Raw genomic sequence first — 23,504 nt, forward strand, 5'->3', positions numbered from 1 at the left:
CACCCCGGAGGATCCAGTATGTTCAAACCGCTTCTCACCAGTCTCGCCGTGGCCATCGGCTCACTGGCTATCGCCGGTAGCGCTGTCGCCGACTATCCGGAGCGCAACATCCAGGGCACCATCCAGTGGGGGGCCGGCGGCGCCACCGACAACGTCGCCCGCAGCCTGACCCCCCATGTCGAGGAGATCCTCGACACCACCATCGTGCTGACCAACCGCCCCGGCGGCACCGGCGTGATCGGCATGAACCACGTGATGCGCCAGCGTGCCGACGGCTACAACCTGCTCTACGGTGCCGAGAACCCGCAGCTCTACCCGCTGATGGGCCTGGCCGACTTCACCTATGACGACATGCATGCCGTCAACATCATCGGCCAGGGCCTGGTGGTGATCGCCGCCCATCCGAACAGCCCCTTCGACACCTTCGCCGAACTGATGGAGTACGCCAGGGAGAATCCGGGCGAGCTGCGCATGGGCGGCACCGGCGCCGGCGGCCTGCCCAGCACCGTGCATGCCATGATCAATGCCGTGGACGAGCTCGAGGTGCGCGACGTGACCTTCGGTGGCGATGGCCCCGGCGTGACGGCGCTGCTCGGCGAGCACATCGACTTCATGCCGCTGAGCCTCTCGGCCGTCGCCGAGCAGATCCGTGGCGGCCGTCTCAAGGGCCTGGCCGTGCTGACCGACGCGGAACTCGAGTCACTGCCGGGGGTGCCGCCCATCACCGAGGCACTCCCGGATATCGAGGCCTTCCTGCCGTGGGGCCCGTTCTGGGGGGTCTTCGTCCATCAGGACACTCCGGACGACATCAAGGCCACCCTGGAAGACGCCTATGAACAGGCCGTGGCCAGCGACGAGTTCCAGGAATTCCTCGAGAACTTCGGCGGCCAGCCGCTCAACCTGAACGGCGAGGAAGCCCAGGCGTACCTGGACAACTGGCAGTCCATCACCGCCTGGTCCATGCACGAAGCCGAAGCAGAAACGGTCAAGGTGTCGCCGGAAGAGCTCGGTATTCCGCGCCCCTGATCGCCGTCAATATCCACCCGTAACAAGGGGAGAGGGGCACTGCTGCCTCTCGCCCCTTGGAGTCTGGTCATGAGCAAGAAAATCGAGAGAGTCCAGGCCGGCGAGAAGGCCTTCGACTGGCTGCTGATGCTGTTCAGCATCGGCGTGCTGATCGAGGCCTTCCGGATCGATGGCGAACTGCGGCTCAATGCGGCCGGTTCCTTCCCGGTCGGGCTGGCCATGGTGATGCTGGCCTCTTCCGTGGCCATCCTCGTCAGCCACCGCCGCAAGCGGCGCGACCCGCGCATCCGCAGCGCCCGACACGAGGCCGAGGTGTTCCTGCACGAACACTTCCAGCCGCATATCGTGATCTTCTCGGTCGTCGCCGTGCTCTACCTGGCCGCCATCGTCTGGGCGAGCTTCTACGTCAGCACCTTCGTCTTCCTCGCGGCACTGTTCATCTACTTCCGCCAGGGCAAGATCATCAGCTCGCTGATCATCACCTCCGCGGCCATTGCCGTGATCTATGGGCTGTTCACCCTGGTCTTCCGCGTCTACCTCCCCTGATCCTCGAGGCTCCCGATGAGTGATACGTTTTCCTTTCTGCTCATGGCCTGGCTGGACCCGGGCCTGCTGAGCCTGACCGCCCTGGGCGTACTGGCCGGCATCTATATCGGCGCCATCCCCGGTCTCTCCGTGACCATGGCGGTGTCGATCCTGATCTCCTTCACCTTCTCCTGGGACATCAACAATGCCCTGGCGCTGATGGTGGGCATCTACGTCGGCGGCGTCTACGGTGGCTCGCGCACGGCCATCCTGCTCAACATTCCCGGGGCGCCCTCGGCGGTGGTCACCGCCTTCGACGGCTATCCCCTTGCCCAGCGCGGCGAGGCCGGTCGCGCCATCGGCCTGAGCACCGTGATGTCGGTGATCGGTGGCTTCATCGGTGTGGCCGTGCTGGCCGGCACCGCCCCCTATCTCTCCGATCTGGCCTTGCAGTTCGCCCCCCGCGATTATTTCCTGATCGCCATCATGGGCCTGCTGCTGGTCAGCACGCTCTCCGGCAAGTCGTTGGCGCGGGGCATCTTCTCCGTGGCGCTGGGGTCCACCATCGGCCTGGTAGGCATGGACATGGTCACCGCCCAGCCGCGCCTGACCCTGGGCAGCATGGAGCTGCTCGGCGGCATCCACTATGTAGTGGTGATGATCGGCCTGTTCGGCGTGGCCGAGGCCTTCTATCAGCTGCACAACATGGCCAAGGTGCCGGTCAAGCAGAACGTCGACAAGATCATTCCGCCGCTGAACATGGTGCTGAAGTTCCTGCCACTGTCGATCCGCACCTCCATCATCGGCGTCGTGGTCGGCGCCCTGCCCGGCACCGGCGGCGACATCGCCTCGCTGTTCGCCTATGATCACGCCAAGCGCACCGTCAAGCATCCCTCGAGCCCGTTCGGCGAGGGTGCCTACGAGGGGCTGGTGGCGCCGGAGACCGCCAACAACGCCGCCGTGGGTGGCGCCTACGTGCCCATGCTGACGCTGGGCATGCCGGGCGATGCCGTGACCGCGGTGATCATCGGCGCCCTGGTCATCCACGGCCTCAATCCAGGGCCGATGTTGATGATCGAGACCCCCCATATCTTCTGGTTCACTGTCGGTAACCTCGCGCTGGCCAACATCTTCCTGCTGATCTTCGGCATGACCGGCATCAAGGTCTTCTCCAAGGTGGTCGAAATCCCCAAGGCCATCCTGATTCCCCTGATCCTGGTGCTCTGCGTGGTCGGCACCTACTCGATCAACAGCAACATGATGGAGGTCTACTGGATGCTCGGCTTCGGCATCCTGGGCTACTGGCTCAAGGTGTACGGCTTCCAGATGGGACCAATCATCCTCGGCGTGATCCTCGGTCCGCTGCTCGACGAGACCTATCGCCAAGCGATGTCCTCGGTGGGCGACAGCAGTAGCGACTTCCTGCTGGCGCTGGTGGCCAATCCGCTGTCGCTCGTGCTGACCACGGTGATCGTCCTGGTGCTGCTCGGCAACACCCCGCTCAAGGGTTGGCTCACGGCCAGGTTCGCGCGAAACTGAATACCGAGCCGACAGGCAACGACGCGGCCCGGCGGGCCGCGTTCTCGTTTTCAGGCAGGATGTGGAGAATGCCCTTGAGTGCCCCCTGTGCCCGGTACGACCGGGCCCTGGTCTTCGACTTCGACGGGGTCATCCTCGATTCGGCCAGCCTCAAGCGCCAGGCCTTCGCCGACCTCTATGCCGACGAACCGGAGGAGAGCCGCCGCGCCGTGGTCGCCTACCTCAACCGCCGCGGCGGCCAGCCGCGGGAGGTCAAGTTCCGCCACATCGAGGGCCACATCCTCGGCCGCCAGGCCGGCGAGGCCCGCATCCAGGCGCTCTGCGCCCACTTCAAGGCGAGCGTGGAGCAGCGCCTGCTGGACGCCCCGGCGATTCCCGGCGCGCTCGAGTTCCTGGCACGCTGGCAGGGCCACCTGCCGCTCTACCTGCTCTCCGCCACCCCCGAGCCCGAGCTCCGGACGATCGTCGCGCGCCGCGGCCTGGCCGGCTATTTCCGCGAGGTGATCGGGGCGCCGCCGGACAAGGTCACCGCTCTGCGCAACCTGCTGGCCCGCCACCGGCATGCCGCCCGCGACGCGGTGATGATCGGCGACTCCTACAACGACTACCGGGCGGCCCGCTCCAATGCCACGCTCTTCGTCGGCGTGACCGCCGACCCGACCACCTCCCCCTTTCCCGATGACACGGTCACCACGGAGGACCTGCGCGGTCTGGAAGACGCGCTGGCGAGGCTCTGAGCCACCGTTCTGGATCACCTGCTTCGGGTACGTCATTGCCGACAAGGTCCGGTACGCCGGCAATCGCTCGATGGAAGCCTCCTCATCAAAACATCCAATCTGGCCAGAATGGCTGACATGCCAACTGTCACTTCCCCACGCCCATGCAGACAATGTGGTTCTGCAAGGCAGAGACAACCGATTCGTTGCCTGACTGTTCCCGCAGTAGCACAGCACGGGAGCACTGCCTTTCAGGTTCGATGCCTGACAAACAGAACCCGGAAACCACACGGCCTTCTTGCCGTTGACTCTTCCACAACAACACCAGGGGGTGACACCATGGACCAGACTCGTCTCGAGGGAAAGAACTGCCTGATCACCGGCGCCGCACGTGGCATGGGTGCCGCTGTCGCCGAGCATTATGCCGCGCAGGGTGCCAATGTCTGCGTGGCCGACCTGAACATCGAGGGCTGCGAGGAAGTGGCCAAGCGCATCAACGCAAGGGACGGCGGCAAGGCCATCGCGGTCAAGCTCAACGTCACGGAGCGTGAGCAGATGAAGGCGGCAATTCAGGCCACCGTCGAGGCCTTCGGCAGCCTCAATGTCATGGTCAACAACGCCGGCATCAACAAGCCGCTGATGTTCCTCGATATCACCGAGGAGAACTGGCACCAGATCATGGATGTGAATGCACTGGGGTGTCTGATCGGCATGCAGGAAGCCGCCAGGCAGATGATCGAGCAGGGCAAGGAGAACGGTCCCTACAAGATCCTCAATGTCGGCTCCATCCTGTCCCGTCAGGCCTTCGATGACGTGGTGCCCTACGCCTGCAGCAAGCACGCCGTCCTGGCCATGATCAACGGTGGCGCTAAGGCGCTGGTCGATCACAACATCACCGTCAACGGCTACGGCCCCGGTGTGGTGCGCACCGAGCTGTGGGAACAGCTCGACAAGGATCTGGTCAGCATCGGCAAGTTCGACAAGCAGGGCCAGTCCATGGATGAGCTCGCCGAGAAGATGATCCTGATGAAGCGCTACTCCTACCCGGAAGATGTGGTCGGCACGGCCTCCTTCCTGGCCAGCCCCGAGTCGGACTACATGACCGGCCAGCTGCTGATGATCGACGGCGGCATGATCATGCAGTGATGCCACCGGCAACTCGGCGGGTGGCTCAGTAGAACCCCCTGTCGCGCATCACCCGGTCGGCCCTGTCCTGCGCCAAGGACAGGGCCTTCTTGATGGAGCGCCGCCCGTCCAGCACCTCGAAGATCTCGTGTCCGGCGATGCTGATCAGGTCCGTGATACCCGGAACGGGAGGCCGCGGCCAGGCCTGCAGGATGTCCTGTCTCGCCATGTCATCCACGATCTCGATCAATGGCGACAATGCCGAGACCTCCGGGTCCTGGCTGACGCTGAAGCGTGGGGTCACCAGGGTACCGTTCAGGATATAGAGCTTGGACATGTTGGGCGAGGTCAGGTGGCGAAGGGCCGTCCAGGCGTCCTCGATCCGCTCCTCCGAGAGATTTGACGGAATGGCCAGCGCATAGCCCCCGATCGGGGTGATCGGACGGCCATGGTTGCCGATCGGATGCGGCAGGTAACCCGTCTTTCCCCAGGCCGGTGACTGGCGATCGAACTCGATGAGCGGCGCCAGCAGCGTATAGCAGTAGGCCATGCAGGATTCGCCGGCGGCATAGGACTGGGCACGCTCGTACCACGCCATGTTGAGGATATTGGGTGGCGAGTATTTCAGGATATCCAGCATATACTCGCAGGCCCGGAAGGCGGCATCCGACAGGAACATCGGCCGCAGCTCCTCCCCGGACGCCTGCTGGAAGTCATAGCCACCCTCACAGGGGCGCAGGTTGATGATCGGCTGGCCGAACTTGGCCATCAGGAAACTGAAGGTATGGCCCAGCGGCGTGCCGCGCGCGGCGTTCCAGGCGATGCCGTATTGCCCCCTGGCGGGGTCATGGAGTCGCCTGGCCACCTTGACCAGTTCCTCGGTCGTCGTCGGAGGCGCCAGCTGTGCTCGCTCGAGGATATCCTTCCGGTAACAGAGCAGTTCCGGTGTCGTCTGGACCGGAATGCCGTACTGGTTGCCCGCATAGCGGGAACTCTGGATGGCGACGGCATGGAAATCGGACAGGTCGTAAGCGTCCCGTTCTATCAGCGAATCGAGCGGCATCAGCATCCCCTTCGACGCCAGCTCCCCGAACCAGGGAAGGTCACAGGCCACGAGGTCATAACGCGACTTCGCCAGCCGGGCATTGTCGAGGATCTCCTCGAGCAGGCCGTCGATCGACCTGGCCTTGTTCCTGATCTCCAGGCCGAAGATCGATTCCAGTTGCCGCTTCAGGTTGTGCATCGCCATGAAGGTGGGGTCGGCATGGACCAGTGCACGCAGTCCCCCCTTCAGTTCGAGTCGCGCCGAGAGTACCGCCGGCGTCGAGATCACGCGGCCCGTCGAGGCCGCGCCGAGGAAGATGCGGCGACCGGAATCCGACGCCGGATCCACCCCGAACAGGGGCCCCAGGAGGCCCTTGATCCGGTGCGCATAGGCCTCCCACTCCTCGATCATCATGGGCGAGGGGTGCAGCGAGACGGTCTTGCCCGATTTCGTCCTGGGGCGTGTCAGGATCAGCCCGCGCTTGACAACGCTCTCGATCCCGCGCTTGGCGGTACCGTAGGAGAGCCCCGAGGCATCCGCGAGGGAGGTGGGCGTCGTCAATCGGCCGGCCAGGTGGTTGCGCATGAGGTGGAGCATCATGCGCATCTCCCGGTAGCCGTTGGCCATGGAGAGCGCGTGTTCGGTCTCGTCCTCGAACTTCTCGATGAAGTCGAGGAAGCGGGCGAACTCGGTATTGGAGAGCTTCGGCATCGGTCTCGGCGACAGCCTGTCATAGGGGCCCTCCGGATGGCTCTCGTCGGGGAGGTCGCTCATGTTCGCCTCGGGCAGGGACAAGGTGATGCACCAAGATAGCGCCGCCTCACGCCCGGCGGCAAACGCGACGCCAACGCGGCTATCCCCAGCCGTCGGCGATCAGCCGAACACCCAGCAGGATCAGCAAGCTCAGGATGATCCGGAAGAAGAGCTCGCCGCTCAGCCGCTTCTGTATGACCAGCCCCAGGCGCACCCCCAGCCAGGCCACCGGGATCAGCAGCAGCGCGATGGTGAGGTTCTCGACATTCAGCAGGCCGAGCATGCCGTAGGGCACCAGCTTGACCAGGTTGGTGGCGGCCAGGAAGACCACCGCGGTGGCGAGGAACTGCTCCCGGGTGAGCCGGCGCTGCAGCAGGTAGAAGTTGAGCGGCGGCCCCCCGGCATGGGCGATGAAGCTGGTAAAGCCGGCGATGCCGCCACTCAGTCCGCCGACCCAGGTGGGCAGGACCCGGCCGCGGAAGGGCTTGAGCAGTCCCCACAGGCCGAAGAGGATCGAGAACACCCCCAGCAGCACCTTCAGCAGGGCCTCATCGAAGCGGCCATAGGTCAGGTAGCCGACCGCCACCCCCAGCACCGCCGGGGGAAACATCAGCCACAGCAGCGAACCGACGTGGTGGCGCCACCAGGCCTTGAGGCTGAACAGATCCATCACGATCAGCAGCGGCAGCATGACGGCCACGGCGAAGGCCGGGCTGGCCTTCAGTGAGATCAGCGGCACCGCCACCACCCCGACGCCGCCGGCGAAGCCCGATTTCGAGATGCCGGTAATCAGCACGGCGGTGATCATCAACACGATGAACTGCCAGTCGTACACCATGCAGGCCCCTGCTCTTTGACCAGATACAAAAAGGGGCCGTGGCGATCACGGCCCAACCGGAGGATGGCATTGCCTCCCATGAGTGGAATGCCTCATGGGGCATCCGGGAGTCGCCCCCCGGGAGACGGGATCACAGGACTTCGCAAACTTCCTCGAACGTGAAGCGATCCTGGCGCGGGAAGAGTGCCGAGGCATCGCCGTACCCCAGATTGCAGAGGAAGTTGCTCTTTACCTGGCCATCGGGGAAGAACTCCTCATCCACCGCCGCATTGTTGAAGCCGGACATCGGCCCGGCATTCAGCCCTACCGCACGGGCGGCAAGAATGAAGTAGCCACCCTGGATGGAGCTGTTGCGGAAGGCCGTGGTATTGATGAAATCCGTCTTGCCCTCGAACAGCGACTTGGCATCCTTGTTGTGTGAAAACATTCGGGGAAGGTGCTGGTAGAATTCGGTGTCGTAGCCCAGTAAGGCCACCACGGGCGCCTTCATGGTCTTCTCCTGGTTACCGGGAAGCAGGGCCGGCTTGAGCCGCTCCTTGGCCGCCTCGCTCTTCAGGAACAGCACGCGAAGGGGCTGGCAGTTCATGGAGGTAGGACCGAAATGCAGCAGGTGATACAACTCGCGCAGCTTCGCCTCGCTGACATCCTGATCCTTCCACACGTTGTGGGTACGTGCCTCGGTGAACAGGCTCTCGACCGCAGTGTTGTCGATGACCGTCATGTCGCTTTCCTCTTGCTGGATGGTTTCGTCTTGCTGGATGGTTTCGTCTTGCTGAATGGTTTCGTCTTGCGATGCGTCTAGCGGCCCGCCTTCAGGCCGAAGTCGTATGTCAGATGGCGGAAGGGGACTTCCATCGACCGTCCATCCGGTGCCTGCCCCGGTGGCAGCAGCTCGTATTCCCTGACCAGAGAGTCCTTGACACCGAAGACGGCGTCGGAGTCGAGATAGGGGTCGTCCTCGGCGAAGACCTGGGTCACCAGGGTCTCGTAGCCCTCGGCCATCAGCATGAAGTGCACATGGGCGGGCCGATAAGGGTGCCGGCCGGTGACTTCCAGCATCTTGCCGACCGGGCCGTCGGTGGGGATCGGGTAGGGCGAGGGGGTCACCGTCCAGAAGGCGTAGCGCCCCTGGTCATCGGTGGTGAACCTGGCCCGCAGCGAGGCCCCCTCGAGCTCCTTCTGGACGTCGTAGAACCCTTCGCTGTCCGATTGCCAGACATCGACGACGACATTGGCCAGTGGCTCACCGCGCTCGTCGTGCACCCGCCCCTCCACGAAGAAGGGCTCCCCCTCGACGTTCCAGTCGATCGCATCGCCCCGGGCGGCCTGGGGCGGGTCGGCCACATAGAAGGGTCCCAGCACCGTGCTCTCCGAGACCATGGGGTCCGAGGTGTGGTGATTGATGGCGTCGACCAGCATGGTGACGCCCAGGGTGTCGGAGAGCAGGATGAACTCCTGGCGCGTGTCGTCGCACATCTGGCCGGTGCGGGTCAGGAAGTCGATGGCCTGGGTCCACTCCTGCTCGGTGGGCTCCACGTCACGGATGAAGGCGTGCAGGTGGGTGACCAGGCTGTTGAGCACCTGCTTCAGGCGCTCGTCACGACAGCCGGCGAACTGCTCGATCACGGCATCCGTGATGTTCACGGCATTCAGGTTTCGCATCTCGTCATCCCCTGGCGCCGGAGGCGCTCTCGATGGCCGGCAGCCCGGAGAGGCGCTCGGTGTGGTGGATCGTGGCGATATAGTCGTCCTCGCCGTGGCCCGTGCCGATCAGCGAGCTGTAGGCCTCGCGCATCTGGGCGGCCAGGGGCACGGCGACACCGTCGCCGTGGGCACAGTCGAGGATCAGGTCCAGGTCCTTGGCCATCTGGGCGGCCGAGAAGGTGGAGGTGAAGTCGCGATCCTTCAGCGGCTGGGTCTTGTACTTGACCATCGGCGAGCCGACGGCGCTGTCGGCCATCAGGTCCAGCATCGCCTCCCAGCCGATGTTGCCCTTGCGGGCCATCGCCAGGGCCTCGCCCATCATTCCCGCGCTCACCGCGATCATCAGGTTGATCGCCAGCTTGGCGTAGCGCGCCTGCTCCTCGTCACCGAGCCAGTACTGGGCCTTGGTGAAGGTGGCCATCACCGGCACGGCCTCCTCCAGCGCCTCGCGCGGGCCGGAGACCATGGCCGACAGGGTGCCGGACTCGGCGGCGACGGGGTTTCCCGACACCGGGCTGCGCAGATAGGCGATGCCCCGCCCCTCGGCGGCCTCGGCCACCCTGGCGGAGGCCTCGATGCTGACGGTGCTGGTCTCGATCAGCACGCTGCCCGGGGCCATCGCCTCGATCAGCCCATCCGCCCCCAGGGTCAGGCTCAGCAGCGCCCGGTCATCGGGAATCGAGACGAAGACCAGGCGGCACGCCTCGACGGCGGCGGCCAGGGCCGGATGAGGGGTGATGCCGGCCTGCTCGGCGAGCGCCATCCGCTCGGCGCTGAGGTCGAACCCCTGGACGGGATACCCTGCCGCGGCGATCCGCGCGGCCATGGGCAGGCCCAGCTTGCCGAGGCCGATCCAGGCCACCCGGCTTGCCGTGTTCGTTGGGCTTGTCGTACTCATTGGACTGTCTCCCCTTGTGCGCGGGATGCCTGTTCCCGTGACATCAGTTCGCCATGGATACGCTGTCCGGAGGCGTCGAGATGCCTGACGCCCTCCGCCACGTCCGCCAGCAACCTGCCGTTTCGCTTGTGGAACTCCCCCGCCACCATGACGCTGTCGACGTTGGCGAGACTCGCCTGCATGACCACGGTCGAGACCGGGTCGCTGACCGGCTGCATGTTCAGCAGGCCGCTATCCAGCAGCACGATGTCGGCCTGCTTGCCCGGCGTCAGGCTGCCGATGCGCGCCTCCAGGCCCAGGGCGCGGGCACCGTCGACGGTGATCCACTGCAACGCCTCGCGGGTGCGGATGGTCGAGGTGTCGGGAATGCTGCCCCGCTCGCGCCGCGAGGCATCGTTGTCCAGCGAGCGCTGCATGCCCAGCGCCATGCGGGCCACCGTGAACATGTCGCCGGAGATGACCGACTCCAGATCCACCCCCAGGGAGACCACGCCGCCGTGGCGGCGAACGTGGCCGGTGATCGGAAAGCCATGCCCCTGGGTCATCTCGTTCTCCGGGGCGATGGAGAAGGTCACCCCCTGCGCGCAGAAGCGCGCCAGCTGCCCGTCGGTGAGGCTCTGCCCATGCACGATGTTGATGTCCGGCCCCAGCAGCCCCCGCGCCTCGATCACGTCCCAGCCGCCGGGGCTGACGGCCTCGCCGCCGCCCTGGTGCATGGAGGCGACCAGGCCGAACTCCTTGGCCAGGGCGAAGTCCTGCAGGCTGACCTCGAGGGTCGAATAGTGGGGACCCAGGATGGCCAGCCCCAGGGTGACGCGCCCCTCGGGGTCAGCGAGTTCTCCCTCGAGCAGCCGCTCGACCTCGCCACGGGGGTGGGGGATCTCGCTGAAGTGGGGCTGCCCCGGCTTGGGATCCGGCTTGGGCGAGCCGTGGAAGAACAGCGCCCGGATACCGGACTCCTTGAGCCCGCGCACCGCCGCATCGGTATGCTCGGGGGTGGGGTTGTTGTGGCACCAGTCACCCAGGGTGGTGGTGCCGCAGTTGAGCTGATTGAGCGCCCCCATGCGGGTGGCGATATGGATATCGTCGGGGGTGAAGAGCGTCGCCAGGCCGCGGTGGACATGGCGAAAGTACTCGAGCAGCGTCCAGTTGGCGGCCACCCCGCGCAGGGCGGTCTGCCAGGTATGCATGTGCGCGTTGACCAGCCCGGGGATCAGGATGCCGCCGCGGCAGTCGATGACCTCGGCTCCCTCGGAAGCCAGGTCATGGCCCACGGCCAGGATCCGGTCGCCCTCGACCAGCACCTGGCCATCGTGCAGGTCGCCGAGCTCGGGATCCATGGTGATCGCGGTGGCATGGGTCAGCAGTCTCTTCATGAGATGACTCCCTCCTCGCTCGCCGGCCGTTGGCCGACCAGGGCATGGCTCAGCAGGCGATGGATGCCCTCGGCCTCGACCTCACGGGGGTTCCAGTAGGGATTCCGGGTGGCGATCTCGGTGGCGCGCTCGACGTCCCCCGGCTTGAGGCCGATCTCCTCCAGTGCCGTGGGCGCGCCTACCGCCCGGGCCAGGTCGAAGAGGCCGGCGGCGGGATCCTCACAGCCCAGCGCCCGGGCGATGCGCGACATCGCCTCGGGGGCCGCCGGGGCGTTGTAGGCCACCGCATGGGGCAACACGATGGTGTGGGTCTCGGCATGGGGCAGGTCGAAGGAACCGCCCAGGGTGTGGCAGAGCTTGTGGTGCAGCGCCATGCCCACCGACCCCAGGCAGGTACCGCACAGCCAGGCGCCATAGAGGGCATCGGCGCGCGCTTCGGCGTTGCCAGGATCGGCGGCGATCACCGGCAGGCTGCGGGCCAGCGCGGCGATGCCCTCCTCGGCCTTCAGCGAGATCACCGGGTTGCGGTCGCGGGCGTAGAGCGCCTCCACCGCATGGGCAATCGCATTGATGCCGCTGGTGCCGGACATCCCCGCGGGCAGCGAGAGAGTCAGGTCGACGTCGTAGATCACCGTCTCGGGCAGCACCTCCAGGGTGCGCTGGGTGGTCTTGATGCCGTCGCGGGTCTCGCCGAGGATCGGCGTCATCTCGGAGCCGGCATAGGTGGTGGGGATGGCCACCTGGGGCAGCCCGGTGCGCAACGCAATGGCCTTGCCCAGGCCAATGGTCGAACCGCCACCGATGGCCACGGTGCAATCGACCCCCAGTTCCTCGACCACCCGCATGGCACGCTCGGTGACCTCCACCGGCGTGTGCATGGCCGCCTCGGCATACAGGCCAGCTCCGCGCTCCCCGAGCTGCCCCAGCACCGCGCGTGCCTGTTCCTGCTGATGGGGGGTGGCCAGCACCAAAGCTCGACGGCAACCGAGTTGCTCGATCTCCTCGGCGAGGCGCGACAGGGTCCCCTGGCCGAATACCACCCGGGATGGCAGGCCATGATAGACAAAGGATTGCATGGGTCTTTCCTCAGACGTTGAAGATGCATGTCGACGCCCCACCGGGCGCCGGGGTGGCGGCGGATCCGCCTAGGCGGTCGCGACCTCGGGCGTGGCTGGCTTGCCCATTCCGGTGATCGCCTGCACCAGCTCGTCCTCGCTGACGCTGTCACCATCGAACTCGGCGGTGATCCGGCCGTCGTACATGGCGATGATGCGGTTGCTCAGGCCGAGCACTTCCGGCATCTCCGAGGAGATCACCAGCACCGCATAGCCCGACTTGGCGAGATCCTTGACCAGGGCGTGAATCTCCGCCTTGGAGCCCACATCGATCCCGCGGGTCGGCTCGTCGAGGATCAGCAGCTTGGGGTGGGTGTGCAGCCACTTGCCGATGACGATCTTCTGCTGGTTGCCGCCGCTCAGGTTGCCGACCTTCTGGCGCCAGCTGGGCGTCTTGATCTTCATTGCCTGGTGGTACTTGTCGTAGACGCTGTGCTCCTCCGAGCCCTGCATGAAGCCCATGGAAGAGACGCTGGAGAGGCTCGCCAGGGTCATGTTGTCCCGGCAATTCATGCCCAGGATCAGGCCCTGATCCTTGCGATCCTCCGGTACCAGGGCGATACCCGCGGCGACGGCATCGTGGGTGTTGCGAAAGCTCACCACCTCGCCATCCAGCACCACCTCACCCGCCACGGGCGTACGCAGCCCGAAGATGGTCTCGGCGACCTCCGAGCGTCCCGCCCCGACCAGGCCGTACATGCCGACGATCTCGCCCTTGCGAACGTCGAAGCTGACATCCTCGAAGACCCGCTTCACCGTGAGGTTGCGGACCTCGAGCATGTTGTCGCCGAACTCGGCGGGCTTGCTGGCATGGTCGAGTTCCAGGCTGCGGCCGATCATCATCTGCGTGACCTCGTCCTCGTTGGTATCGCAGGTATTCACCGTGCCGGTGTACTCGCCATCGCGCAGCACCGAGACGCGATGGGACAGGTGGAAGATCTCGTCCATGCGGTGCGAGATGTAGACGATCCCCACGCCCTGCTCGCAGAGCGAGTGGATCACGTCGTAGAGCACCGGCTTCTCGTGGTCGGTCAGCGAGGCGGTCGGCTCATCGAACACCACCACGCGGGGGGTGAAGACCAGCGCCCGCGCGATCTCGACCATCTGCTTCTTGGCGATGGACAGCGACCCCACCAGCTCGTCATGCTGGAAGCTGCACTTGAGGGTCTCGAGAATCCGGTTGGTGTCCTCGCGCAGCTTGCGCCAGTCGACCCGGTTGCCCCACTTCTTCGGCAGGCTGCCGAGGTAGATGTTCTCGGCCACGGTCATCCCCGGTACCAGCGACTGCTCCTGGTGGATCAGCACGACCCCGGCCTTCTTGGCATGCTTGGGGTTCTCGAAGGCCACCTCCTCGCCACCGAGAATGATCGTGCCCTCGTTGGCCTGGTGCTTGCCGGCCAGCACCTTCATCAGGGTCGACTTGCCGGCACCGTTCTCGCCAAGCAGGGCATGGACCTCTCCGGGGCGTACATCGAAGTCGACCTTGTTGAGCGCCACCACCCCGGGGAAACGCTTGGTGATGCCCGAGAGCCGGAGTACCGGTTCGGCGTCGATCGGGGATCGCTGCACGGCATTACCTTGGGAGGGATTCATATCCGCACCTCCTTGGTCGAGGCCACATTGAGTTTCTTGTCGATGATCAGCACCGAGATCAGGATCACCCCGAGCACGACCAGCACATAGAAGGCCGGCACCTGCATCAGGTTCATGCCGTTGCGCAGGATGCCGATGGCCAGGACGCCACCCAGGGTGCCGGTGATGCTGCCGTAGCCGCCGGTGAGCCTGGTGCCACCGAGCACTACCGCGGTGATGGTCCAGAGCTCGTAGTCACGGCCGAGGTTGGGGGTGGCCGCGCCCATCTGGCTGGCCAGCAGCACCCCGGCCAGGGCCGCGAAGAAGCCGACGATGATGAAGTTGATCATCATGTGGCGGCCGATCCGGATGCCGGCGTCGATGGAGGCCTCCGGGTTGCCGCCCACGGCGAAGGTGTTACGGCCGTGGCCGGTGCGGGTCAGCACCAGGTGCATCACCAGGGTGCAGACCAGGAAGATGATCGCCAACACCGGAATCGGCCCGATGGTGCTGGCACCGAAGTCGGCGAAGGCGAAGTTCATCGAGTAGAAGGACTGCTCGCCGGTATAGAGGAAGATCAACCCGCGGATACCCAGCATGGCACCCAGGGTGACGATGAAAGCATTGACCCCGGTCTTCCACACCACCAGGCCGTTGATCGCCCCGAGCAGCATGCCTGAGGCCAGCGCGGCGATGATCGCGATGGTCAGCCCATGATCCTGAAGCCCCACCGCCAGCGAGGCGGCAAGACCCAGTATCGCGCCCACCGACAGGTCGATATTGCCGTTGATCATCACGTAGGTCATGCCCAGGGCGATCAGGCCGATGGTCGAGGTCTGGACCAGGATATTGGTGATGTTACCCAGCGACAGGAAGTACTCCGACATGAAGCTGAAGAAGCTGAAGATGGCGATAACGAAGATCCAGATCGGCTGGATGGCCGTCTTGCCACGGAAGAAACCTTTCAGTGAAATCATGCGTGATACCTCCGCGTCATGAGTGGGTCGTCAACAGGCGCTTGCGCTTGTTGGCGAGGTCCAGCCAGACGGCCAGGATGATGATCACCCAGGTCACGATCCACTGGGTGTAGTAGGGATAGCCCATCAGCAGCAGGCCGTTCTGGATGAAGCCGAGGATCAACACCCCGATCACCGTCTTCCAGATGCTGCCGGCGCCGCCGAGCAGGCTGGTACCGCCCAGGATGATGCCGGCCAGCACCAGCAGCTCGTAGCCCTGCCCCACATTGTTCTGTGAGCCCATGACGCGAGAGCCGAGCACCAGGGCGGCGCAGGCCACGCAGAAGGCCGAGATCAGGTAGGTGCTGAACACGCACCAGTTCTTGCGAATGCCGGAGTAGACGGCCGCCATGGGGTTGCCACCGACGGCGAAGATGCGTCGCCCGTAACCAGTCCGGGACATGACGATCTGCATCAGGATGGCCAGCAGTCCGAACAGCAGGATCGGTACGGCGATACCCAGCACATACCCGCGGCCGAAGAAGGCGAACCAGGTGCCGCCCTGATTGGCGATATCCACGTTCTGGCCGCCGCTGTAGATCAGCACCAGTCCCTGAATGATCGAGAGCATGGCCAGCGTCACGATCAAGGAGTTGAGCCGCATGAAGCCGATCAGGACGCCATTCACGGCGCCGAGGAGCAGGGTCAGGGCGAACATCAGCAGGATGGCGTTCGTCGGCCCGATCTTGTCGTGAAGATCTACCACCAGCACGGTGGCGAACGACAGCATCGATCCCACGGAAAGATCCAGGTTACCGCCGATGATCACTACCGTGACGCCCACCGCGATGATGCCGATGATCGAGGCCTGTCGAACCACTGTCATGATGTTCGACTGGGAGAGGAATTGCTCGGAAAATAACGAGAAAACGACCATACCAAGCAAGAAAAAGATAAGGATACCCTGAGCCGATAGAAAGCTCATCAATCCCGACTTGCTGATATTTATCGCGAAGAGTCGTGACTTGGTTTGTTCTGCAGAAGCCATGCTAATCACCTGTTTGGGTATGACCTTGCGCAAGGAGTGACCGCGCCCCAGTCAGTTCTGTCGCCCGGGGCAGCCGTCGCTCATGCGACCCCTGCCCCGGGCGGCACAGCGTGCCGTCAGAAGACCGGACGGTCGAACTCTGCCAGGTTCTCGGCAGTGATCTTCGGCGTCTCGAAGAAGTTGAGCTTGGGGACTTCCTCGCCGGCCAGGACATCCAATGCTGTCTGCAGCGCCGCTTCGGCATCATCCACCGGGGACTGGTAGATGGAGCCGTAGTATTCGCCACGCCCGATGGCGTCGTAGCCCACGGCGAAGTTGGTGGCGCCGATGAAGATGATCTCGCCTTCCCGGCCGGCGCCCTTGGCGGCATTCAGGGCGCCAACGCCCATGTTGTCGTCACCGGAGTAGACGCCATCGATCCGATCGTACTTGGTCAGGAAGTCCTCCATGACCCGCTGGGCGCGCTCACGATTCCAGTTGCCCGGCTGGGTTTCCATCAGCTCGACACCGGGGCAGAGTTCGGCCAGGCGCTCCTCGAACCCGATAGAACGCTCCATGGCAGTGGTGTAGCCCGGCTGACCGGAGATCTGCACGATCTGGCCTTCTCCACCCAGGGCATCACACATCATCTCGGCAGACGATATGCCTTGCTGGACGTTGTCGGGCCCGGAAAAGGCGGAAATGAAATCGAGTCCCGCCTCGGCGATCTTGGAGTTGGTCACCACCACCGGGATGCCCGCATTGTGGGCCTGGCGAATGGCGGGAATCACCGCCTGGCCATTGGTCGGCCAGATGATGATGGCATCCACACGTTGCTGGACGAGGTCCTGCATCTGGCCGATCTGGCGAGCGACATCGCCCCCGGCGTCCAACACCACGATATCGACATTTCCGGCAGCCTCCGCGGCTTCCACGAAGGATCTTTCATAGGTCGTCTGGTAGCTGTCGACACCGACGTTGTTCTGGGTGATACCGATCCGATAGGGACCCTCGGCATGAACGGTCGCGGTCGACATCATGACGATGGAAGCGGCGAGTGCGGTTTTCTTGAACATGGGGATTCTCCTGGCGTTTTCTAATATTTGTTCGTCAACCTGCGGGCTGTGCAAGTCGGTTGATGGAGCTTACGGCTGGGCCTGGATTCGGCACAACGCGACCATCCCGGAGAAATGACCAATCTGGTTATTTTTGTCCGTTACCCGCCGTGGGGCGAGCAGGCTTGCCGGACCACCTACGCAAGGCGCCCCGCCTGTCGACGACAGGCGGGGCGCCTTGATCACGCTCCCGGGCGAGCCGGACTGAGACGTCAGGCCACCGGCGTCAGCCACTCGGCGTCGAGCGTCTGCTTGCCGCGCACCAGGTCGAAGTAGAGCGACTGGATCTTCTCGGTGATCGGGCCACGGCGGCCCGCCCCGATGGCGCGGCCGTCGAGTTCGCGGATCGGCAGCACCTCGGCGGCGGTGCCGGTGAAGAAGGCCTCGTCGGCGATGTAGATCTCGTCGCGGGTAATCAGCTTCTCGCGCAGCTCATAGCCCAGGTGCTCGGCCATGTGCAGCACGGTATTGCGGGTGATGCCGTTGAGGCAGGAGGTCAGCATCGGCGTGTAGATGATGCCGTTCTTGACCACGAAGAGGTTCTCGCCGGACCCTTCGGCGGCATAGCCTTGGGGGTCGAGCAGCAGCGCCTCGTCGTAGCCGCCGCGCTGCGCCTCGGCCAGCGCCATCATCGAGTTGATGTACTGGCCATTGGCCTTGGCTCGGGTCACGGAGATGTTGACGTGATGGCGGGTGAAGGAGGAGGTCTGCACCTTGATGCCCAGCTCGCGGGCCTCCGGCGACATGTACGAGGGCCACTCCCAGGCGGCCACGATCACGTGGGTCCTGAGGTTGTCGGCGCGCAGGCCCATCCCCTCGCTGCCGAAGAACACCATGGGGCGCAGGTAGGCCTCCTCGAGGCCGTTCTCGCGCACGGCGGCGCGCTGGGCCTCGTTGATCGTCGCCTTGTCGAACGGCATCTCCATGCCGAGGATCTTGGCGGAGTCGAACAGGCGGTCGGTGTGCTCCTTGAGGCGGAAGATGGCGGTGCCCTTGTCGGTGGCGTAGGCGCGCACCCCCTCGAAGCAACCCATGCCGTAGTGCAGGGTATGGGTCAGCACGTGCACCTGGGCATCGCGCCAGGGAACCAACTCGCCGTCGAACCAGATGAGACCGTCACGGTCAGCCATCGACATAATCTACGTCCTTTCGTCTTCTAGTCATGTTGTGTCAGAGAGCCTGCCGCGACACGGCACCCGGCGGTGCCGCCTTCGGGACGGGGTCATTGCGGGTCGTCCTGCGGCTCGAGCAGCCGCTGCCAGAGCTCGATGACGGCCTGACGGTGCGCATGGAAATCCGCATTCCGGCCGCGCCCCCCCTCGCGGGTCAGCGAGGCCCGGTGAGCCGCACTGCGATAGGCGAGATAGGCGTCTCGCAGGCGCTGGGCGTCGTGCCCCGGCAGGCGACCGGTCGCTTCCAAGGTCTCCAGAATACGAATATTGTCGCTCCACGCCAATAGATCCGGCGTCTCGTGGCCCATGGAGAGCACCGCGTACTGGCAGAGAAACTCGATATCGACCATGCCGCCGGGGTCGTGCTTGAGGTCGAAGTCCTCGCCCTCGCTCTTGCTGGCCAGGTGCTCGCGCATCTTGTGGCGCATCTTCACCACCTCGTCGCGCAGGGCCTCCCGGTCGCGCGAGCGTCCGAGGATCTCGCGGCGGATCGCCGCGAATCGCTCGGCCAGCCGTTCATGCCCGGCCACCACCCGGGCCCGGACCAGCGCCTGGTGCTCCCAGGTCCAGGCCTGCTCGCGCTGATAGTCGGCGAAGGCGTCGAGCGAGCTGACCAGCAGCCCCGAGTTGCCCGAGGGGCGCAGGCGCATGTCCACTTCGTAGAGCGAACCGGCCGGCGTCACCGCGGTGAGCAGGTGGATGATCCGCTGGCCGAGGCGGGTGAAGAAGACGGCATTGTCCAGCGGTCGTTCGCCGTCGGTGCTGCCCTGGGCGGCACCGTCGTGGACGAACACCAGGTCGAGGTCGGAGCCGTAGCCGAGCTCGATGCCGCCGAGCTTGCCGTAGCCGACGATCAGGAACTCGGGATCGACGCCGGCTCGCTCGCCGTCGCGGCGCTGCGGGAAACCGTGCTTGCGGACGAGGTGCTTCCAGGCCATGGCCAGCACCGCCTCGAGGATCACCTCGGCGATGTAGGTGAGGTAGTCGCTGACCTTCATCAGGTGCCGGGTCCCGACGATGTCCGAGGCCGCCACGTGCAGCACCTGAGCATGCTTGAACACCCGCAGCGCCTCGAGCTGGGCCTCCTCGTCGTCCTCTGGCAGCCGCCCCAGCGCCTGGCGCAGCTCGTCGGCGAGCCGCCCCTTGTCGGCCGGCGTATAGAGGGTGTCGGGGGTCAACAGCTCGTCGAGCAGGATCGGGTAGCGGGCGAGCTGTGCGGCGATCCAGGGACTCGCGCCACACAACCGCATCAGGTGCCCCAGCGCCTCGGGGTTCTCGCGCAGCAGTGCCAGGTAGGCGGTACGCCGCAACACCGCCTCGATCAGCGGCAGCACCCGCTCCAGGGCGATATCCGGTAGCTCGCTGGCGGCCACGGCATCGAGCAGCAACGGCATCAGCGCCTCGAGGCGCTCGTAACCGATGCGCTGCATCGCCTGGACCTGACGGGAGTGGCGGAGCGAATGCAGCCGCCGGGCGGCGGTGACCGGGTCACCGAACCCGGCTTCGCTCAGCAGTTCCCGGACCTCGTCCTCCTCCAGCTCGCCGCGCCAGAGCGCACGCCACCCCTCCAGGCTGACCACCGCCTCGTGGCCCGCCTCGGCCTCTTCCACCTCCTCTTCCGGGTCGGCGATCACTGCATCGAAGTGCTGGCGGACCCGCCCCCGCACCTCCTCGAGTCGCGCCACCACCGCCGGCCAGTCCGCCATGTCCAGCGCCAGCGCCACGCGCTCCCGGTCCAGGTCGTCGTCGGGCAGGCTCTGGGTCTGGCGATCCTCCAGCGCCTGGAGGACGTGCTCCAGGTCGCGCAGGAAGGCGTAGTCGGGCAACAGCTCGTCGACCACCTCCGGCGGCAGCAGCCCAAGCTCGGGCAGGCGCTCCAGGGCGGTCTTCAGCGAGGTCACCTGCAGTTCGGTGTCGCGCCCGCCGCGGATCAACTGGAAGGCCTGCACCACGAACTCCACCTCGCGGATACCGCCGGGGCCCAGCTTGATGTTGCTCTGCATGCCACGGCGCCTCACCTCGCGATTGATCAGCGCCTTCAGCTCACGGAGCGACTCGATGGCGCCGAAGTCCAGGTAGCGGCGATAGACGAAAGGACGCAGGCCGGCCAGCAGCTCGGCCCCGGCCTCCCGGTCACCGGCGACGGGGCGCGCCTTGAGCATGGCATACCGCTCCCACTCGCGTCCCTGGTCCTGGTAGTAGCCGGACAGCGACGAGAAGCTGCCGACCAGGGGGCCGCCATCGCCCAACGGGCGCAGGCGCATGTCGACGCGGAAGGCGAAACCGTCGGCGGTCACCGGGTCGAGGGCGGCGATCAGCTTCTGGCCCAGCTTGGTGAAGTACTCCTGGTGCTCGAGGGACTTGCGGCCCCCCTCGGTCTCGCCCTTCTCGGGAAAGGCGAAGATCAGGTCGATATCGGAAGAGAGGTTGAGCTCGCCGGCCCCCAGCTTGCCCATGCCGAGCACCACCAGACGCTGCTCGCTGCCGTCGCGACGCCGCGCGGGGCGACCCCAGCGCGGCTCGAAATGGCGCTCGAGCCAGCCCAGGGCGCCTTCCAGGCAGGTCTCGGCGAGTCGCGACACGGCCTCGGCGGTGGCCCACATGTCGATGCCCGGCGGGCGGGTCAGGTCGCGCCACACGATGCCCAGCATCCGCGCCCGCCGGAAGCGGCGCAGGGTGGCCTGCAGGGTCGGCTCGTCCTCGGCGGTCTCGAGCCGTTCGTCGAGCCACTCGCTCAGGGTCTCGGGGTCGGGGGCAGTCTCCAGCTCGCCACTGGCGTCCAGGTGCAGCAGCCATTCGGGGTGACGCACCAGGGTCTCGGTGACGAAGCCGGAGATGGCCAGTACCCGGGCCAGCTGTGCGCGCCGGGACGTCGAGAGCGCCAGCCAGTCCTCCAGGGGGGAGTCGCCTTCGCTCATGCCGGCCAGGTGATCGGCCTGCTCGAGCGACGCCGCCAGTCGCTGCCGGGCACGTTGCAGCGGCCCCCTGAGCGGGTCGGGGATGTCGGTCTGCGGCAGGAAGTCGTCGGGAAGGGCCATGGGCAGCTCGCTTGCGGATACACGGATGCCTCCAGCATAGCGAAGCCGGCCCGCCCCCGGCACCCGGGGGTGGTGAAAGAGTGGTGAAAGAGTCGCGAATCAGCCGAGGAATTTCTGCCAGGCGAGCAGCCCCCAGGCCAGCCCCGCGATGACCAGCGACAGCATCACCGCCGCCGAGCCGATGTCCTTGGCGCGGCCGGAGAGCTCGTGGTGCTCGGTGCCGATGCGATCCACCACGTTCTCGATGGCGCTGTTGAGCAGCTCCACGACCAGCACCAGCAGGCAACTGCCCACCAGCAGGATCCACTCCACCGGCCCCTGGCCGATCCACACGGCCAGCGGCAGCAGCAGCACGCCGACGAGCAGCTCCTGGCGGAAGGCGGTCTCGTGGCGGAAGGCGGCACGCAGCCCCCGGAGCGAATAGTCGGTGGCGCTGATGAGATGGCGCCAGCCGGTGTGTCCAGGTTTCATGACGACATCCCTGTCAGTTCTCGTTGATCATGCGCTCGAGGTCCTCGGCCAGCGGGTCGAGCACCTGGGCCCAGTTGAGCCAAGGAGTGCCCGAGGTGCCGTTGACCATCACGCTGAACACGCCCCAGCGGCCGCTCCGGGTACGGAAGTAGCCCCCCAGGGAGCGCACCGCCACCGGTTGGTTGAGGGTGCCGGTCTTGAGCATGACGTGGTGCTGGAAGGTCGTCGAGCCACGACGGAGGAAGCGCATCACCCCGTTGCCCGGCGACTGGAAGCTGGCCACGAAGCTGGGGAACAGCGCCGGACGGTGGAACATGCTCTCCAGCAGCGCATTCACGCCCCGTGCCGAGGTCCGGTTCTCGGGGGTCAGCCCGCTGCCGCTGCGCAGGATGAGCGGGCCATGGTCGGGAATGCCGGCCACGAAGCGCTCGATGGCCTGCCCTCCCAGGACCAGGTCGGCCCGGGGCGTCTCGACCAGGTTGAGGGCAATCAGGTCGGCCATGAAATTGTTGGAGTGGTTCATGGTACGCAGCAGCAGCTCCTGCAGCGCCACCCCCTCCACCTCGGCGAGACGCCGTGCCGTGGCGGGCGGCTCGGCGATACTGGTGGTGACACCCTCGCGCACCTCGATTCCGGCCTGTTCGAGCATCGCCCGCAGGGTGCGGGCGGTCTGCAGCGCCGGGTCCGAACTGGCGCGATAGATGTCCCGCGGGGTGGCGTTGCGCGAGATCTGGCCGCTGATCACCACGACATCGCCTTCGCTGCGCAGGATACGCTCGGCATTGAGCTCGGTGCCACTGTCGTCGTGTCGGGTCTCGACCCGGTTGTCGATGCCAACGATCGGCGACTGGCTGTCGCAACTGGTGATCCATGCCGGCTCACCGGGCGCGGCACCCGGCGCCACGGTGACACACCAGCTGCCGTGGTTGACCCCCGCCGAGGAGAGCAAGGCGCTGTAGGCATTGGCGACCCGGGAGTGGGCCTGGCAACGGTCGGTGGTGATGCACTCCACCGGGCCGAAGCGCCACTGGCTGACCACCAGTTGGCCGTCGACGGCGCGCACCCCCTGCTGGTGCAGCCGCTGGGAGAGCCGCCACAGATCCTCGCTGGAGAGCGCCGGATCGCCGCCCCCGTCCAGCAGCAGATCACCGCGCAGGACACCATTCGCGTCGAGCTCGGCATCACTGACCAGACGCGTGGCGAAACGGTGCTGGGGGCCCCAGCGATCGAGTGCCGCCGCCGCCAGGTAGGCCTTGGTCACCGAGGCCGGCGAGAGCTGGCGCTCCGGCTCGATGGCGCCGAGGATTTCACGGCTGTCGAGCAGTCGGGCCTCGGCCCCGATCAGGAAGCCCCGCTCGCCCAGCTCGGCCAGGCGCGCGAAGCCGTTGGCCTGCACCAGCGGCGAGACGAGCAGGCACAGCAGTAGCGTCGGGATCAGTCGTTGGAACATGGTGGCCGGAGCATCATCGAGTCGAGCGAGTGGAGCGGCGACG

20 protein-coding genes are annotated in these 23,504 nt (G+C 65.8%); 5 read left to right on the forward strand and 15 right to left on the reverse strand.

What is annotated here, in order from left to right:
- Positions 1 to 18: 18 nt before the first annotated feature.
- The 5 genes from AC5W54_RS07970 (at position 19) to AC5W54_RS07990 (ending at position 4,952) form a co-directional block, all read left to right on the forward strand.
- Positions 19 to 1,026 (forward strand): tripartite tricarboxylate transporter substrate binding protein, encoded by a 1,008-nt coding sequence (locus tag AC5W54_RS07970; protein WP_495961538.1) that lies wholly within the window; start codon positions 19 to 21, stop codon positions 1,024 to 1,026.
- 69 nt (positions 1,027 to 1,095) lie between these two features.
- Complete coding sequence (locus AC5W54_RS07975) at positions 1,096 to 1,572, forward strand: tripartite tricarboxylate transporter TctB family protein (RefSeq protein ID WP_495961539.1); 477 nt, start codon at positions 1,096 to 1,098, stop codon at positions 1,570 to 1,572.
- Between the two features lie 15 nt (positions 1,573 to 1,587).
- Entirely contained in the window at positions 1,588 to 3,090 is a 1,503-nt protein-coding gene (locus tag AC5W54_RS07980; RefSeq protein ID WP_495961540.1) for a tripartite tricarboxylate transporter permease, read from the forward strand.
- A 74-nt stretch (positions 3,091 to 3,164) separates the two neighbouring features.
- Positions 3,165 to 3,827 (forward strand): HAD family hydrolase, encoded by a 663-nt coding sequence (locus AC5W54_RS07985; RefSeq protein ID WP_495961541.1) that lies wholly within the window; start codon positions 3,165 to 3,167, stop codon positions 3,825 to 3,827.
- Between the two features lie 318 nt (positions 3,828 to 4,145).
- Positions 4,146 to 4,952 carry an SDR family NAD(P)-dependent oxidoreductase gene (locus AC5W54_RS07990; protein WP_495961542.1) on the forward strand — a complete coding sequence of 269 codons (807 nt, stop codon included), beginning with the start codon at positions 4,146 to 4,148 and terminating at the stop codon, positions 4,950 to 4,952.
- Between the two features lie 25 nt (positions 4,953 to 4,977).
- On the opposite strand, the gene AC5W54_RS07995 is transcribed toward AC5W54_RS07990, so the two are convergent.
- The 15 genes from AC5W54_RS07995 to dacB all read right to left on the reverse strand — a co-directional run bounded on the left by AC5W54_RS07995 (position 4,978) and on the right by dacB (position 23,461).
- Positions 4,978 to 6,750, reverse strand: a complete 1,773-nt coding sequence (locus AC5W54_RS07995; RefSeq protein WP_495961543.1) for an ABC transporter substrate-binding protein — start codon at positions 6,748 to 6,750, stop codon at positions 4,978 to 4,980.
- A gap of 79 nt (positions 6,751 to 6,829) precedes the next feature.
- Positions 6,830 to 7,567, reverse strand: a complete 738-nt coding sequence (locus AC5W54_RS08000; RefSeq protein ID WP_495961544.1) for a sulfite exporter TauE/SafE family protein — start codon at positions 7,565 to 7,567, stop codon at positions 6,830 to 6,832.
- Positions 7,568 to 7,697: 130 nt separating this feature from the next.
- Positions 7,698 to 8,288, reverse strand: coding sequence for a malonic semialdehyde reductase (locus AC5W54_RS08005; protein WP_495961545.1), 591 nt, complete (start codon positions 8,286 to 8,288; stop codon positions 7,698 to 7,700).
- Between the two features lie 77 nt (positions 8,289 to 8,365).
- On the reverse strand, positions 8,366 to 9,229 hold the full coding sequence (locus AC5W54_RS08010; RefSeq protein WP_495961546.1) for an intradiol ring-cleavage dioxygenase: 864 nt from the start codon (positions 9,227 to 9,229) through the stop codon (positions 8,366 to 8,368).
- 4 nt (positions 9,230 to 9,233) lie between these two features.
- The gene (locus AC5W54_RS08015) at positions 9,234 to 10,169 is read right to left on the reverse strand and encodes an NAD(P)-dependent oxidoreductase (protein ID WP_495961547.1); all 936 of its coding nucleotides are present in this window, start codon (positions 10,167 to 10,169) and stop codon (positions 9,234 to 9,236) included.
- Entirely contained in the window at positions 10,166 to 11,545 is a 1,380-nt protein-coding gene (locus AC5W54_RS08020) for an amidohydrolase family protein (RefSeq protein ID WP_495961548.1), read from the reverse strand. The genes AC5W54_RS08015 and AC5W54_RS08020 overlap by 4 nt, the downstream gene beginning before the upstream one ends.
- Entirely contained in the window at positions 11,542 to 12,621 is a 1,080-nt protein-coding gene (locus tag AC5W54_RS08025) for a maleylacetate reductase (protein WP_495961549.1), read from the reverse strand. Before AC5W54_RS08025 ends, AC5W54_RS08020 begins: the two co-directional genes overlap by 4 nt.
- Positions 12,622 to 12,690: 69 nt before the next feature.
- On the reverse strand, positions 12,691 to 14,253 hold the full coding sequence (locus AC5W54_RS08030) for a sugar ABC transporter ATP-binding protein (RefSeq protein ID WP_495961550.1): 1,563 nt from the start codon (positions 14,251 to 14,253) through the stop codon (positions 12,691 to 12,693).
- Entirely contained in the window at positions 14,250 to 15,209 is a 960-nt protein-coding gene (locus AC5W54_RS08035; protein WP_495961551.1) for an ABC transporter permease, read from the reverse strand. Before AC5W54_RS08035 ends, AC5W54_RS08030 begins: the two co-directional genes overlap by 4 nt.
- 16 nt (positions 15,210 to 15,225) lie before the next feature.
- Positions 15,226 to 16,074 carry an ABC transporter permease gene (locus AC5W54_RS08040; protein ID WP_495961552.1) on the reverse strand — a complete coding sequence of 283 codons (849 nt, stop codon included), beginning with the start codon at positions 16,072 to 16,074 and terminating at the stop codon, positions 15,226 to 15,228.
- 278 nt (positions 16,075 to 16,352) lie between these two features.
- Positions 16,353 to 17,291, reverse strand: coding sequence for a sugar ABC transporter substrate-binding protein (locus tag AC5W54_RS08045; protein WP_495961553.1), 939 nt, complete (start codon positions 17,289 to 17,291; stop codon positions 16,353 to 16,355).
- Positions 17,292 to 17,542: 251 nt separating this feature from the next.
- Positions 17,543 to 18,466, reverse strand: a complete 924-nt coding sequence (locus AC5W54_RS08050) for a branched-chain amino acid transaminase (protein ID WP_495961554.1) — start codon at positions 18,464 to 18,466, stop codon at positions 17,543 to 17,545.
- A gap of 86 nt (positions 18,467 to 18,552) precedes the next feature.
- Complete coding sequence (glnE, locus tag AC5W54_RS08055) at positions 18,553 to 21,540, reverse strand: bifunctional [glutamate--ammonia ligase]-adenylyl-L-tyrosine phosphorylase/[glutamate--ammonia-ligase] adenylyltransferase (RefSeq protein WP_495961555.1); 2,988 nt, start codon at positions 21,538 to 21,540, stop codon at positions 18,553 to 18,555.
- Positions 21,541 to 21,639: 99 nt separating this feature from the next.
- A complete protein-coding gene (locus AC5W54_RS08060; protein WP_495961556.1) occupies positions 21,640 to 22,011 on the reverse strand; it encodes a diacylglycerol kinase in 372 nt (123 codons plus the stop codon).
- A gap of 13 nt (positions 22,012 to 22,024) precedes the next feature.
- Entirely contained in the window at positions 22,025 to 23,461 is a 1,437-nt protein-coding gene (gene dacB, locus AC5W54_RS08065; protein WP_495961557.1) for a D-alanyl-D-alanine carboxypeptidase/D-alanyl-D-alanine endopeptidase, read from the reverse strand.
- Positions 23,462 to 23,504: the final 43 nt, after the last annotated feature.

This window comes from Halomonas sp. LMYGS-3 (assembly GCF_059509875.1).

Coding starts and splice junctions, on each gene's coding strand:
- AC5W54_RS07970 (WP_495961538.1), top strand. CDS start 19: ATGTTCAAACCGCTTCTCACCAGTCTCGCCGTGGCCATCGGCTCACTG.
- AC5W54_RS07975 (WP_495961539.1), top strand. CDS start 1,096: ATGAGCAAGAAAATCGAGAGAGTCCAGGCCGGCGAGAAGGCCTTCGAC.
- AC5W54_RS07980 (WP_495961540.1), top strand. CDS start 1,588: ATGAGTGATACGTTTTCCTTTCTGCTCATGGCCTGGCTGGACCCGGGC.
- AC5W54_RS07990 (WP_495961542.1), top strand. CDS start 4,146: ATGGACCAGACTCGTCTCGAGGGAAAGAACTGCCTGATCACCGGCGCC.
- AC5W54_RS07995 (WP_495961543.1), bottom strand. CDS start 6,750: ATGAGCGACCTCCCCGACGAGAGCCATCCGGAGGGCCCCTATGACAGG.
- AC5W54_RS08000 (WP_495961544.1), bottom strand. CDS start 7,567: ATGGTGTACGACTGGCAGTTCATCGTGTTGATGATCACCGCCGTGCTG.
- AC5W54_RS08005 (WP_495961545.1), bottom strand. CDS start 8,288: ATGACGGTCATCGACAACACTGCGGTCGAGAGCCTGTTCACCGAGGCA.
- AC5W54_RS08010 (WP_495961546.1), bottom strand. CDS start 9,229: ATGCGAAACCTGAATGCCGTGAACATCACGGATGCCGTGATCGAGCAG.
- AC5W54_RS08015 (WP_495961547.1), bottom strand. CDS start 10,169: ATGAGTACGACAAGCCCAACGAACACGGCAAGCCGGGTGGCCTGGATC.
- AC5W54_RS08020 (WP_495961548.1), bottom strand. CDS start 11,545: ATGAAGAGACTGCTGACCCATGCCACCGCGATCACCATGGATCCCGAG.
- AC5W54_RS08025 (WP_495961549.1), bottom strand. CDS start 12,621: ATGCAATCCTTTGTCTATCATGGCCTGCCATCCCGGGTGGTATTCGGC.
- AC5W54_RS08030 (WP_495961550.1), bottom strand. CDS start 14,253: ATGAATCCCTCCCAAGGTAATGCCGTGCAGCGATCCCCGATCGACGCC.
- AC5W54_RS08035 (WP_495961551.1), bottom strand. CDS start 15,209: ATGATTTCACTGAAAGGTTTCTTCCGTGGCAAGACGGCCATCCAGCCG.
- AC5W54_RS08040 (WP_495961552.1), bottom strand. CDS start 16,074: ATGACAGTGGTTCGACAGGCCTCGATCATCGGCATCATCGCGGTGGGC.
- AC5W54_RS08045 (WP_495961553.1), bottom strand. CDS start 17,291: ATGTTCAAGAAAACCGCACTCGCCGCTTCCATCGTCATGATGTCGACC.
- AC5W54_RS08050 (WP_495961554.1), bottom strand. CDS start 18,466: ATGTCGATGGCTGACCGTGACGGTCTCATCTGGTTCGACGGCGAGTTG.
- glnE (WP_495961555.1), bottom strand. CDS start 21,540: ATGGCCCTTCCCGACGACTTCCTGCCGCAGACCGACATCCCCGACCCG.
- AC5W54_RS08060 (WP_495961556.1), bottom strand. CDS start 22,011: ATGAAACCTGGACACACCGGCTGGCGCCATCTCATCAGCGCCACCGAC.
- dacB (WP_495961557.1), bottom strand. CDS start 23,461: ATGTTCCAACGACTGATCCCGACGCTACTGCTGTGCCTGCTCGTCTCG.